Source organism: Paenibacillus qinlingensis, assembly GCF_031455095.1.
GTDB lineage: Bacteria > Bacillota > Bacilli > Paenibacillales > NBRC-103111 > Paenibacillus_E > Paenibacillus_E qinlingensis_A.
Genome location: NZ_JAVDSB010000008.1, coordinates 1 through 13,164 on the forward strand (window position 1 = coordinate 1; position 13,164 = coordinate 13,164).

Below are 13,164 nucleotides of genomic sequence, written 5' to 3' on the forward strand. Positions count from 1 at the left end.
ACTATGCACTGCCTGTCAGCTATGTACTTCCGCCACCTCGCGGTGCACTGGAGACTTTCACTCCTTAGTCGATGCGCTGCCAAGCGCACAAAAAACAACCTCACTTTAAGTGAGGTTGTTTTTTAGGGCTATTAATCGTCAATACCGTTATTACATACCAGTTAGTGGGCTATTTGGGTTCTTTATTATTCGTATAAACAATTTACATATAGGAGAAAACATTAGATGACTAAATAAACTCTATTATTTCAAAAGAAATGAGTGATTGTATGTATTACTATAAAGAAGAACTCATTAATCAAATTGTTCCAGACAAACCTGATCCAGCAGCAGCTAAAGTCTTACAAGAAGCGCTAGGTGGGCAATTTGGTGAGATGAGAACCATGATGCAATATTCGTTTCAAAGCTCTAATTTCCGAGGTAAAGCTACACAATATCGCGATTTAATCCGCGGGGTATTTCTAGAAGAGATTTCTCACGTTGAACTGGTTCAAAATACGATAAATCAATTACTGAATGATTCTGGTAACTCCTTTGGTGTAGGAAATGCAGGTATGGATGGCGCACCACTTGATGAAGCAGTCAAACATGCAAATCCCCACCATTTCATTGTCGGCGCTCAGGCTTCTTTACCGGTAGATGCTGGTGGTAACCCCTGGAATGGTTCCTGGGTATATTCACATGGTAATCTAATTGCTGATTTATTGAATAACTTAGTTCTAGAATCGACAGGAGTCCTTCAAAAAACCAGAATTTATGAAATGAGCTCTAATAAAACGTTAAGGGAGACACTTGGGTTCCTCATCGTTCGTGATAATGCCCACCAAAATGCTTTTGCAAAAGCTTTAGAAACTTTAGGTGTTGATTGGGGGAAACTGTTCCCCGTTCCTAATTACGATATTAATAAGTATCCTGAGTGCAGAAAATTTGTAGAAATGGGATATCACAATATTCAGTTTAATTTTCGTTTAGATGAAACACGGATTAGTGAAGTCTACCAAGGTGCTTCACCAAGTAGAAATAATGGTCAGCTTTTAGTAACCCCGCCGCCGTTGGGATTCCCAGTCCCTCAACTACCTGACATGCCAAATGAGCATAGTCCGGGATTGCAAGATATGTTTGTGTAAAGTTCGGATACGTTGTAGGCTTACTCCTGGATTATCAGGCGTAAGCCTATTTCATTTCGATGATACTAATTAGTCCCTATCATTATCATTACTGAAAATTTCATCCAGCTCTGAACTATGTTCGTTTGCAGCTGCCTGGATCGCTTGATCGACTTCATTACTCCCTTGAATTTGCTCCGCAGCTTCGGCTTGATTGTTCAGTTGTTCAACAATTTGACCAGCGCCATGTGCGCCTTGATGTCCTCGACTCGATGTCATTGTTGTAGTACCCTCCCTTTTCGGTAAATGGACTTCCAGCTATATTATGGCGCTATTTTCCACCCTTATTCAATTACAACTGAATAATAATCGGCAATATCATTGGCCTTCTTTTAGTTTGGGTGTATAAATATTTACCAACGGCTTCTTTAAGCGCTTGTTTATAGAGCCCCCATTGGTTCGTTTTGGCATCTTGCAGCTGTGTGATGGTTGTTAGTGCTATTCGATATACCTCCTCCATTAACTCCTCTGACTCCTTAACATACACGAATCCGCGGGATATAATATCTGGTCCTGATACAACGGTGCCATCCGATTTACTGAGAGATAGCACAAAGATTAGAATGCCATCTTCAGATAACACTTTTCGATCGCGTAAAACGATATGACCAACATCTCCAATACCGAGTCCATCTACCAATGTATTTCCATTCGGAATATGGCGCTCTTGCCGAGCGATAGAGCCTGTAAAATCAACAACCTCGCCGTTATTGATGATAAATATATTATCCGAATTCACTCCAACAGCTTCAGCTAATAAACGGTGCTGATACAACATGCGGTACTCCCCATGTATAGTGGATAAAGTATTGAGGCTTCATTAAGGTCAGCATGAGTTTTAATTCTTCCTGACTAGCATGACCGGATACATGCATGCCCGTTACCGATCCGGAGCCGTAGATCACTTTAACTCCTTTCGCAAATAAGTTATCTACGATACGAGATACGTTCCGTTCGTTACCAGGAATAGGTGTCGCTGCTAAAATCACTGTATCGCCTTGAGAAACACCTACTTGACGGTGTGTACCACTCGCTATACGAGCTAAAGCAGCCATGGGTTCCCCTTGACTACCCGTACATAGGATAACGAGTTCGTGAGGAGGGTAACGATTCACATCTTGAGCTTCAATCAACATATCGGGAGGCATTCTCAAATATCCAAGAGTTAAGGCTATATCCACGACGTTGATCATGCTTCTACCTACGAGGGCGATTTTACGGTTCGTTTTTTCTGCAGCAACAATGACTTGCTGCAACCTGTTGACGTTAGAGGCGAAGGTTGATAAAAATATTTTACCTGTAGCTTTGGACAATTCTTCCTCAATATGATTGCCTACAAAGCGTTCAGAAGGTGTGAAGCCAGGCCGCTCCGCATTCGTACTCTCGGAGAGTAGAGCAAGTACTCCCTTTTGACCAATCGCTGCCATCTTATGAATATCTGCGTATTGTTCGTTTACCGGAGTTAAATCAAACTTAAAGTCGCCTGTATGTACAACTACGCCTTGTGGGGTATCTAAGACGATACCTAAGCAATCAGGAATGCTGTGATTCGTCCGAAAGAAGCTAAGCGGAATATCCCCTAATGTAAGATTAGTACTTGCATCAATCTCATGCAGCATAGTCGTGCCCAAAAGTCCGTGTTCTTTCAGTTTTCCCTTTATTAGCCCAAGTGTAAGTCGTGTAGCATAAATGGGCATGTTCAACTGTTTAATAATATAGGGAATACCGCCAATATGATCCTCGTGTCCATGAGTTATAACCAAACCCCTTACTTTATCTCTATGTTCAAGTAAATAGGAGATATCGGGAATAATCAGATCTATGCCTAACAGGCTTTCATCTGGAAATTTGGAACCACAGTCGATAACAATGAGGTCATTGTTATATTGAATGACATACATATTTTTACCAATTTCATTCACACCACCAAGAGCTATAATTGATAGCTTTTCCTGGGCTGATTTCAAAATAAAAACCTCCATAGTAAATTATTCCATTCTAAGTAAGTTCCGTCTGTTAATAATGTTACATATAAAACACTTCGTCTTTTTCCCTTTTACCAATTGCTCATTTTCGCAAAGTAAACAACGCATGTAATCACCTCTCTTTTATTCTGTCCAAAGAAAATAATCAAAAATTCACTTTTCAGTATTTTTATTCTATATCTAGTTATAACTATCAAGTTGGCATGGACATACTATCTAAAATTTCAGTCACATTACAATAGGGGGGGGGAAATTATTAGAATGGAACATCATCAGTTTGGAGATATGGAAGATACTATGGCAAATCATTATATACCTATGACTTCCGTTAGAAGCGGTGAGGGTGAACAGGTTAGCCTCGATCTTTTCTGCTATACCAATCAAATCGTTAACATAAGTATGGTTGGCACTGCCGAATATTGGGTGTTAGTGGATACTGGCATGCCGCAATCCGCTAAGCGTATTCTGAAAGTCGTAGAAGATCGTTTTGGTGCAGGCTCGAAACCAAAGGCCATTATTTTAACACATGGGCACTTTGATCACGTTGGTGGTGTTATTGATCTCGTTGAAGCATGGAACGTAATGGTATATGCCCACGAGTTAGAAATACCTTATCTAACTGGACAAGCCAGTTATCCGGAACCTGACGGCTCTGTTGAAGGCGGACTTATAGCCAAAATTTCACCATTCTTTCCAAATGAACCTATTAATCTTGGGAGTCATGTACATACTTTACCCTCTAATGGCAGTATCCCAGGCATGCCTGAATGGCGATGGATCCATACACCAGGCCATACGCCTGGGCATGTCTCGCTTTTCCGGGATAAGGACAGGGCGCTTATTGCAGGTGATGCATTTGTAACGGTTGAGCAGGATTCACTGTACAAAGTTTTAACTCAGAAAAAGCAGTTAACAGGGCCACCGGTATATTTCACAACCGATTGGCATGCTGCTGAGCTCTCTGTCAGAAAGTTAGTAACTCTACAACCGAGTGTAGCCATTACTGGCCATGGGGTACCTATGTCTGACGAGGAACTAACATGCGGATTGTCTCAATTGGTGTCCGATTTCAAACGGATAGCTGTGCCCGACCATGGGCGTTATGTTGATAACAAGATTCATTAATTCGAAAAAGATTGCGCAAATTAATGTAAGAGGTGATTACGTGCGTTCCTTATGGTTGGGTACAGGATTTTGAAAACAAATAGTACTAAATGGAGCCTACTTTCAATTGCATCCATCCCATTAATTATGACATTGGGTAACTCAATGCTAATCCCCGTTCTCCCCTCAATTCGTAACAAGTTACATATAACTTCGTTACAGGTGAGCTTACTAATTACCGTTTACTCTGCAGTTGCAATCATACTTATTCCGATTGCTGGGTATTTGTCCGATCGTTTTGGCAGGAAGATCATCATTATCCCGAGTTTACTCATCACTGGAATAGGTGGATTGATTTCTGGTTTAGGGGCTTGGTGGTTAGAACACCCCTATGTGGTCATCATGCTCGGTCGAGCGTTACAAGGAGTAGGTGCGGCTGGAGCTTTTCCCATTGTGCTGCCACTTGTCGGCGACATGTACAAAAATGAAAGTGAAGTTAGTAAAAACCTAGGAATTGTAGAAACAGCCAACACGCTGGGTAAAGTTCTGAGTCCTATATTAGGGTCGTTACTCGCTTTTGTGGTTTGGTTTCTCCCTTTTCTAACCATTCCTGTTTTGTGCGTAGTCTCTACTTTATTAGTTGCCTTTTTAGTTAGATCTCCCAAGAAAAAAGATAAAAATGAAGAAAAAGTAACGTTTAGGCACTTTCTTCAAAGCCTTAAGCAAATATTTGTAAACAATGGGCGTTGGTTAACCGCTATTTTTGCTATAGGTTGCATCTGTATGTTTGTTATTTTTGCGACACTGTTCTATTTATCAGACACACTTGAGGATAAATACCATATTAAAGGCATATGGAAAGGATGCGTGATTGCCATCCCTTCAGCAGCGCTATGCCTTGCGTCATACATTACTGGCAAAAAAATTGGTGAAAATAAAACATTAATGAAGTGGATTACTCTAAGTGGAATAGTAATTGTGACTGCCTCACTTGTTGTATCTGGCATGGTTCAATCTCTCTACTGGTTAATCACTCTAATTAGTATTGCAGGCATTGGTATTGGTGTTACTCTACCCTGCTTAGATTCTTTGATAACGGAAGGAATAGACAAAGCAGAGAGAGGCACAATAACTTCCATCTATAGTTCTATGAGGTTCATTGGCGTTGCAGTTGGCCCCCCACTGTCTTCAGTTCTTGTGAAATTTTCACCTCAACTTATGTTCTATAGTATCTCTGGCACTTGTGTAGTTGCTGCGCTGCTTGCTTTATTCGCTATTAAACCAATTCAAGAAGGAAAGACTTCAAAATAAAGAAAATCTCCTATTTATGGAGGTCTTTTTTCACAAAGATAATACATCATATTCTCAGGAGGTTTTTTCAATTTGAAAAATAAATCGTTCATCTCTGCACGTTTAATTGCTAGTTCAATAGGAATTGCAACAGCTGTTTCTTTTCCGATCTACTTTGCAATGAAGGGAAAATAAATGAGAATGAGAAGTTGTATCAAGTGATCATGTTCGGTTAAATAACCAATTATTCACAGGATAAAAGCAAGCTGAATCCTAATAATAATGTAGGCTTCTAAGGCCAATATAGATATTTTGGGAGGGACAATACAATGAATCAATTCGGACAGCAAAACCTTAACAATGCATCTCAATCGTCTTATACAAACGGAAACGCTAATTCATTTACACAGAATACTTCACAGCCAGTCATTTCTCATTATGGCGGCTACCAAGCACAAAATTCGCAGCACAGCATTCGAAATAACCATGCATCCCAAAACAATGCTTATTCTCAAAACGCTTCACAGCCAGTCATTTCACATTATGGCGGCTACCAAGCACAAAATTCGCAGCACAGCATTCGGAATAACCATACATCCCAAATCAATGCTTACTCTCAAAACGCCTCACAGCCAGTAATTTCACATTATGGCGGCTACCAAGCACAGAATTCGCAGCACAGCATTCGGAATAACCATACATCCCAAAACAATGCTTACTCTCAAAACGCCTCACAGCCGGTCATTTCTCATTATGGCGGCTACCAGGCACAGAATTCACAGCACAGCATTCGGAATAACCATACATCCCAAATCAATGCTTACTCTCAAAACGCTTCACAGCCGGTCATTTCTCATTACGGCGGCTATCAGGCACAGAATTCCCAGAATAGCATTCAGCCTAATCATGCATCCCAAATCAATGCTTACTCTCAAAACGCTTCACAGCCGGTCATTTCTCATTACGGCGGCTATCAGGCACAGAACTCGCAGCACAGCGGATATCCACAACAAGGATCAATACAATCATCACAACCGGTTATCGCACACTACGGATATACCAGTAACTAATTTAGTCGAATAAGTAAATTGAGGACCTTCACCTCGTGTTAATAGAGATGAAAGTCCTCTTTTATACTGTCCCCTTACCCGTATCAAGACACTTTTTTCATATTGACTGTCATACATTGTGGGACTATGAGTTTATGATTAATTCCACTAACTCCCCCCATTAAAAATCACCTCCATTGAACACCCTAACAAGCGAAAGCAAAATAGAGTTGAGAGGAGATTGGTCATTATGAAAAAAGTTCAAACTCTTACATTAGCTGTTTTATTAACATCAGCATTAAGTTTTGGAACCGTTGGTGCACATGAAAATACAGGGACTGGTATGAATTCTTCAACGGGTTCAACAAGTATAAATTCAAATAGTAATTTGAATAATTACGGTGCTTATGGCACAAATACAGGAACGATTAGCTCCCCTGCTGCGTCTCCCAGTACTAATCTAAACCAAGCGAATTACAGCAATGGAATACAATCTTACTCTAATAATCCAAATTCGATCCGCACTTACGATACCATAAATTCAGAATCAAATAATTCAAATTGGGGGTGGCTTGGATTACTTGGTCTGATTGGCCTAGCTGGAATGAGATCAAGAAATAATGTTGGAGAAAGATAATAGTAAAGATAAATATTGATATTTGAGGAGGATATAATTAAATGGGGATTTTAAGTGGAAATCCAAAAGATGAACCTCTGCACTACGGTGAAATTTATAGTGTTTGGCAGGCATCTACAGTAGCTAAAGGGGCTTTATCTTGCTATCAAGCTTATTTAAATCACTCAGGTGACAAAGAACTAAAAAAAATTTTGGATGGTCTTATTGATCAAGCAAAGCTTGAGATTAAAGAGCTAGATAAGATTCTTGTTGATAACGGAATTCCACCAATTCCAATGCTTCCTGAAAGACCGTCTGTTAAGCTTGAAGACATTCCCGTTGGTGCAAGATTTTCAGACCCTGAAATTTCAGCTAAAATCGCTGCTGACGCTTCACTTGGACTAGTTGCTTGCAGTCAAGCTATGGGACAAGCGATTAGAGAAGATATCGGCGCTCTTTTCGCAAAGTACCATATTACTAAAGCAGCCCAAGGATTAAAAATACTTGAAATGAGTAAAGATAAAGGCTGGCTTGTTCCTCCACCTCTACAAATTAAAAGACCTGAGACTGTTAATGCTTAAAGTTAAAAAAATGAGCAGGATCCCCGTGGGATTCTGCTCACCTTTTTAACTACGAAAATACTAAGGTTTCAAAATTATTTTAATAGCCTGATCCTCTTTCTTATTAAACATACTGTACGCATGTTCCGCATCATCCAACTTCAATCGATGGCTAATGATATCAGTTGGGTCAAATATACCTTCTTTGATTTGGCGAAATAATTCAGGCATATAATGAATAACTGGCGCTTGACCCATTTTCAGCGTAATGTTCCGGCTAAACAAATCACCAAAAGGGAAAGCATTATAATTCATCCCATAAACCCCAGTAACCTGAATCGTGCCGCCTTTACGCACCAGTTTAGTAGCCATTCTGAATGCGCCAAGTCCACCACCTTGGATCTTAAGCATCGTTTCTATTTTCTCAACAAAGGTCTTCTCAGAATCCAGTCCAACTGCATCGATAACGACATCAGCTCCACCACCCGTAAGCTCAGCTAAATATTGAAGTAAATCATCTTGTTTTTTAAAATTAAAAACCTCGACATGATTCGTTTTACGCGCATGTTCCAAACGATAATCGACATGATCAATCGCAATAACACGTTTTGCACCTTTTAATCAAGCAAATTTCTGTGTCAGCAAACCCACGGGTCCACAACCCAGAATAATGACGGTATCACCAGCCTTGACACCTGCATGATCCACACTCCAGTAGGCAGTAGGAACAATATCAGAGAGAAATAGGATTTTCTCATCCTCCATTTCAGCATCCTCAGGCACTTTGAAAGGGATAAAATTCCCATATGGAACCCGCAGCAACTCAGCTTGTCCGCCTGCATACCCGCCAAATGTATCCGAATAACCGAAATACCCTCCTGTATCTCCATGTAAAAAATCATTCGAATTATCACACTGGCTCTCTAATTGATGAGTGCAGTACCAACATTGACCACAGGCAATATTAAAGGGAAGGATGACGCGGTCCCCCTTTTTCACTTTGGTTACATCTGCTCCTATCTCCTCAACAATTCCCATTGGTTCATGTCCGATAATGAAGTCATCTCGCATATTTGGTATTTCCCCATTATAGAGGTGAAGATCCGAACCACATATGCTTGTGGTCGTGATTCTAACCAGAATATCATCCGATTTTTGTAATGTGGCATCTGCTACTTCTTTAACTTTTACATTTCTAATCCCTTGGTAGGTTAATGCTTTCATTGTATCCTTCCTTTCTCATATGCCATTATTCTTCCCCTGGTTCCATTAATTATTATTTTGAAGACAAACGTGGTTACGAAATGAATCCTGTTGATGAGCATCATGTACATTTTTACTTTAAACAAAAAAGAAACACGATACCCCAATTTGGGTTCGTGTTTCTTTTTTTGTGTAATTGTTTAAGCCATCAGACTATAATGTATGCTTCTTCTATTCATGTTAGTTATATTCAGAAATTCTGAGTTAATCCATTTTTGATAGCACGTGCTACCTGAATTGTACGCGCGGCTTGATGCCTAACAGATTTTTCAGCATCTTCAACGATCTTACCAGACTGATCCACAGTCACACTAGTTCCATAAGGATTTCCACCAGAAGCGAAAATAACAGGATCCGTATAACCAGGAGCTGCAACTATTGCTCCCCAATGATACATCGACGTGTACAAAGAAAGAATAGTTTGCTCTTGACCCCCATGAGAGTTTTGAGCGGAAGTCATGGCACTAACTACTTTATTCGCTAATTTACCTTGGAACCAAAGTCCACCTGTGGAATCAATAAATTGCTTCACCTGTCCAGGCATATTACCAAATCGTGTTGGAATACTAAAAATAATAGCATCTGCCCACTCCAAATCGCCTAAACTCACTGTTGGAATTTCTTTAGTAGCCTCACTATGTGCTTTCCATACTGGATTGGCATCAATGGCTGATTGAGGCGCAAGCTCTGGAATCTTCAAAACTCTAACATCTGCTCCTGCTTCTTTAGCACCATCTGCTGCCCAGTTAGCCATCTGATGATTAGTTCCAGTTGAACTGTAATAGATAATTGCTAATTTCACATTTTCCATTTGAGTACGCTCCTTTTTAGTCCCATCTCCAAAAATCTTATCCAAAAATCCCATGACTATAGCACCGCCTAATTTTATTAATAAAAATTGAATTCCTAATAAATAAAGTTAATATCAAACAAATGTTTTTTCTTTTTTGAAAATTGAATCAATAGAAAGTAGATTACTGCCATTTAAGAATAGATAAATAGCAATACCAATCATGGAAAGATCAAGTTCGTAACCAGCCAATTGTCCATTCCCTAAGAAACCTACGGCCATTTTCACTTTGAATGTAGCAATCACTAAGAGAATTGCCAAAATTGCTGATACCCATCGTGTTCCTAACCCTAGAATCAGTGCAATTCCGCCTATTAATTCTATAAGAGCGACGATATAAGCCATGTAACTCGGAATGCCTATACTGCTGAACCACCCCGCGATATTTTCAATCCCTCCTTGAAACTTAGAAACCCCATGCACAAAGAAGGTAATCCCCAAAATTAATCTTAAAATTAGTACGCCTAGCTGTGGAAAGTTTTTCATTACTCGACCCCTTAACTTATTTTTTTAAAGTATTGAACTTTATGAAAGTATAATACTTTATACAACTTACTTTTGTCAAGTAACTATATTTTAGAACTTAAATTATTAACTGTGTCCAAATATCCTTAGTGCATACATCGTTAAGTATGATGTTTAGTTAATATAAAGAAAGAAGAAAAAAATTCCTAGACCTTCCCACACCCCACGTGGTATCTTATTGGTATTACATTGATTTGAAATGGTATCACCCAGAATGGTGGTTTAATCACATGGAGAAGTCTCCGCTTATTAAAGAAAGACTGATCGAACAGCTTCGAGAGCAAATTCAATCTTTACAGAAGGATCAACTCGTCAAGATCCCATCTGAACGCGATTTGGCCGAGAACTTCGATGCCAGCCGGGTGAGTGTAAGGGCAGCGATCAAGACTTTGGTACAGGAGGGCTTACTCGTTCAATTGCGGGGTAAAGGAACCTATATCGTTCCCGCTGTCCTCTTAGACACGCTTTATGTCATGTGTTCGCCTGATATCAAAGCGAATGATCCCTACTACACCAACTTTCTTGTTGAAATTACGAATCTATCTGCCAAACAAGCGATCAAAATCTCCATGGTGCATCCTGATCAGCTCACCGCAGCTTCAATTCCGAGTCCACTTATTCTAATCGGACAAATGGATGATGCACAGCTGGATCGGCTCAAATTAGCGTCTGGACAGCTTTTCTCCATTCAGCGCTACGCCCACCGTGAGGATATTATCCAGATTTATTTCGATGATTATCGCATCGGCAGCAAAGCGGCCAAAACACTGTACGATGCAGGACATCGCTCGTTCACCCTGCTTGCAGGACCTGACAAGTACGATTCCTCTCGTCTTCGTAAACAAGGCTTCCTATCCTTTTGCCAACAATACGACACGCCTGTACAAGTCATTACGGAGAAAATGAATTGGGAAGGCGGCCGCCGTGCAGCGGACCAACTGCTTACAGCCGTTCTGCCGAATGCCATATTCGCCGTCAATGATTGGATGGCCGCAGGTTGCATGCAGGGCCTTCGTGAGAATGGCCGCTCGATTCCGGCTGATGTATCGATCATTGGCTGTGATGATATTCCGCTGGCTGCTCAAATATCGCCAAGATTGACGACATTTAGCTTGGATGCCAAGCATCTTGTCGAGGAACTGCTTTCTGCCATTCATCACCATCGCGCACAGGCGTCTGACGCTAAGGAACAAATCATACTTTCGGCCGCTTTCATCAGTCGGGAGTCGGTTTCTAATATGAATCACTAAGGAGTAGATACTTTTCATGGCTAAGTTGACTATTCATGCGGATTCCCCCCTACACACGATTAATCGAAATATTTACGGTCATTTCTCTGAACATTTAGGACGCTGTATCTATGAGGGGATCTGGGTTGGACACGACTCGCCGATTCCTAACACAGAAGGCATGCGCAACGATGTGCTTGAAGCTCTCAAGCAACTGCACATTCCTGTGCTTCGCTGGCCAGGTGGCTGTTTTGCAGACGAATATCATTGGAAAGATGGTGTCGGACCAGCAGAAAAACGTAAACGGATGATCAATACGCACTGGGGTGGTGTTCTGGAGAATAACCATTTCGGCACGCATGAGTTCCTTCGTTTATGTGAATTAATTGGGGCTGAGCCTTATATCAGCGGCAATGTTGGAAGCGGTACCGTAGCTGAAATGTCGGAGTGGGTAGAGTATATGACCTTCGACGGTGAGTCACCTATGGCGAACTGGCGACAAGAAAATGGCCGCGACAAGCCATGGAAGCTCACTTATTTTGGCGTGGGGAACGAGAATTGGGGCTGCGGCGGGGATATGCGTCCTGAATACTATGCCGATTTGTATCGTAGATACGCTTGCTATGTAAGGAACTATGGGGATAATAAGATTTTCAAAATCGCCTGCGGCGCCAATAGCTCGGACTACAACTGGACCGAAGTCTTGATGCGTGAAGCAACCAAATATATGGATGGCATCAGCCTTCATTACTATACACTCCCGACTGGCGTCTGGAAGGACAAAGGATCTGCAACGGATTTCAATGAACAAGACTGGTTTAACACGCTAGAGAAAACCTTATACATGGATGAACTTATTACCCGTCATTCTGCCATTATGGATACCTACGATCCTGACAAAAGAGTCGCCTTAATCGTCGATGAATGGGGCACTTGGTACAATGTAGAGCCTGGCACGAATCCTGGCTTTCTGTTCCAGCAAAATACCATTCGCGACGCGCTAGTCGCTGGTATTAATCTAAATCTTTTCCATCACCATAGTGATCGTGTGCGCATGGCCAATATTGCTCAGGTCGTCAATGTGCTGCAATCCGTCATTCTTACCGAGGGTGCTGACATGCTGCTTACTCCGACTTATCATGTATTCGACATGTACAAGGTACATCAAGATGCGAGCTATATTGCTACGGATGCCGTGAGCCCCTCTTATGAAATGGATGGCAAGCAAATCGATCAACTTAGCGCATCGGCTTCATTAAATGCTGATAATCAATTGCATATTTCACTTTGTAATTTGCACCATGCCGATTCACTGGAAGTTCAGTGTGACTTGAAGGGACGCCAGGCCAGCACAATCTCTGGTTTGATCATCAGCTCAGATACGATGTTAGCCCATAACACATTTGAAGAGCCAGATTGTGTGACATCACAAGCTTTTACCGATTATCGGATCGAAAATGACGTCCTTCTCGTGACCCTTCCTGCCCACTCCGTGGTTACGCTTTGTCTAAAATAGAGGTGTTCCGA

11 protein-coding genes and 2 pseudogenes are annotated in these 13,164 nt (G+C 41.2%); 8 read left to right on the top strand and 5 right to left on the bottom strand.

Features of this window, described 5'->3' with window-relative positions; genetic code table 11:
* The first annotated feature begins 269 nt into the window (after positions 1-269).
* Positions 270-1,127 carry a manganese catalase family protein gene (locus J2736_RS20130; protein WP_310500378.1) on the top strand — a complete coding sequence of 286 codons (858 nt, stop codon included), beginning with the start codon at positions 270-272 and terminating at the stop codon, positions 1,125-1,127.
* Between the two features lie 69 nt (positions 1,128-1,196).
* Here J2736_RS20130 and J2736_RS20135 read toward each other — a convergent pair whose 3' ends face one another.
* Both J2736_RS20135 and J2736_RS20140 read right to left on the bottom strand, forming a co-directional pair.
* Entirely contained in the window at positions 1,197-1,385 is a 189-nt protein-coding gene (locus J2736_RS20135; RefSeq protein ID WP_310500379.1) for a hypothetical protein, read from the bottom strand.
* Between the two features lie 73 nt (positions 1,386-1,458).
* Positions 1,459-3,133 (bottom strand): annotated as a pseudogene (locus J2736_RS20140) (ribonuclease J).
* 279 nt (positions 3,134-3,412) lie between these two features.
* Here J2736_RS20140 and J2736_RS20145 point away from each other — a divergent pair.
* From J2736_RS20145 to J2736_RS20165, 5 genes are all read left to right on the top strand, one after another.
* On the top strand, positions 3,413-4,276 hold the full coding sequence (locus tag J2736_RS20145; RefSeq protein ID WP_310500380.1) for an MBL fold metallo-hydrolase: 864 nt from the start codon (positions 3,413-3,415) through the stop codon (positions 4,274-4,276).
* A gap of 126 nt (positions 4,277-4,402) precedes the next feature.
* Positions 4,403-5,566, top strand: a complete 1,164-nt coding sequence (locus tag J2736_RS20150; protein ID WP_310500381.1) for an MFS transporter — start codon at positions 4,403-4,405, stop codon at positions 5,564-5,566.
* A gap of 308 nt (positions 5,567-5,874) precedes the next feature.
* Entirely contained in the window at positions 5,875-6,615 is a 741-nt protein-coding gene (locus J2736_RS20155; protein WP_310500382.1) for a hypothetical protein, read from the top strand.
* Between the two features lie 229 nt (positions 6,616-6,844).
* Positions 6,845-7,231: a WGxxGxxG family protein gene (locus J2736_RS20160; protein WP_310500383.1), complete on the top strand. Its 387-nt coding sequence runs from the start codon at positions 6,845-6,847 to the stop codon at positions 7,229-7,231.
* A 41-nt stretch (positions 7,232-7,272) separates the two neighbouring features.
* The gene (locus tag J2736_RS20165; protein ID WP_310500384.1) at positions 7,273-7,791 is read left to right on the top strand and encodes a DUF3231 family protein; all 519 of its coding nucleotides are present in this window, start codon (positions 7,273-7,275) and stop codon (positions 7,789-7,791) included.
* Between the two features lie 60 nt (positions 7,792-7,851).
* Here J2736_RS20165 and J2736_RS20170 read toward each other — a convergent pair.
* The 3 genes and pseudogenes from J2736_RS20170 to J2736_RS20180 form a co-directional block, all read right to left on the bottom strand.
* Positions 7,852-8,994, bottom strand: a pseudogene (locus J2736_RS20170) (zinc-dependent alcohol dehydrogenase).
* A 229-nt stretch (positions 8,995-9,223) separates the two neighbouring features.
* Entirely contained in the window at positions 9,224-9,898 is a 675-nt protein-coding gene (gene wrbA / locus J2736_RS20175) for an NAD(P)H:quinone oxidoreductase (protein ID WP_310500385.1), read from the bottom strand.
* Positions 9,899-9,958: 60 nt separating this feature from the next.
* Positions 9,959-10,369 carry a DoxX family protein gene (locus tag J2736_RS20180; RefSeq protein WP_310500386.1) on the bottom strand — a complete coding sequence of 137 codons (411 nt, stop codon included), beginning with the start codon at positions 10,367-10,369 and terminating at the stop codon, positions 9,959-9,961.
* A gap of 206 nt (positions 10,370-10,575) precedes the next feature.
* Between J2736_RS20180 and J2736_RS20185 the strand changes: the two genes are divergently transcribed.
* Both J2736_RS20185 and J2736_RS20190 read left to right on the top strand, forming a co-directional pair.
* Complete coding sequence (locus J2736_RS20185; protein ID WP_310500387.1) at positions 10,576-11,658, top strand: GntR family transcriptional regulator; 1,083 nt, start codon at positions 10,576-10,578, stop codon at positions 11,656-11,658.
* 16 nt (positions 11,659-11,674) lie between these two features.
* Positions 11,675-13,153 carry an alpha-N-arabinofuranosidase gene (locus J2736_RS20190; protein WP_310500388.1) on the top strand — a complete coding sequence of 493 codons (1,479 nt, stop codon included), beginning with the start codon at positions 11,675-11,677 and terminating at the stop codon, positions 13,151-13,153.
* Positions 13,154-13,164: the final 11 nt, after the last annotated feature.

Bases quoted from the DNA above. Each gene is read 5' to 3' on its own strand.
- J2736_RS20130 (WP_310500378.1), top strand. From the start codon at position 270: ATGTATTACTATAAAGAAGAACTCATTAATCAAATTGTTCCAGACAAA.
- J2736_RS20180 (WP_310500386.1), bottom strand. From the start codon at position 10,369: ATGAAAAACTTTCCACAGCTAGGCGTACTAATTTTAAGATTAATTTTG.
- J2736_RS20190 (WP_310500388.1), top strand. From the start codon at position 11,675: ATGGCTAAGTTGACTATTCATGCGGATTCCCCCCTACACACGATTAAT.
- wrbA (WP_310500385.1), bottom strand. From the start codon at position 9,898: ATGGGATTTTTGGATAAGATTTTTGGAGATGGGACTAAAAAGGAGCGT.
- J2736_RS20150 (WP_310500381.1), top strand. From the start codon at position 4,403: ATGACATTGGGTAACTCAATGCTAATCCCCGTTCTCCCCTCAATTCGT.
- J2736_RS20165 (WP_310500384.1), top strand. From the start codon at position 7,273: ATGGGGATTTTAAGTGGAAATCCAAAAGATGAACCTCTGCACTACGGT.
- J2736_RS20160 (WP_310500383.1), top strand. From the start codon at position 6,845: ATGAAAAAAGTTCAAACTCTTACATTAGCTGTTTTATTAACATCAGCA.
- J2736_RS20155 (WP_310500382.1), top strand. From the start codon at position 5,875: ATGAATCAATTCGGACAGCAAAACCTTAACAATGCATCTCAATCGTCT.
- J2736_RS20135 (WP_310500379.1), bottom strand. From the start codon at position 1,385: ATGACATCGAGTCGAGGACATCAAGGCGCACATGGCGCTGGTCAAATT.
- J2736_RS20145 (WP_310500380.1), top strand. From the start codon at position 3,413: ATGGAACATCATCAGTTTGGAGATATGGAAGATACTATGGCAAATCAT.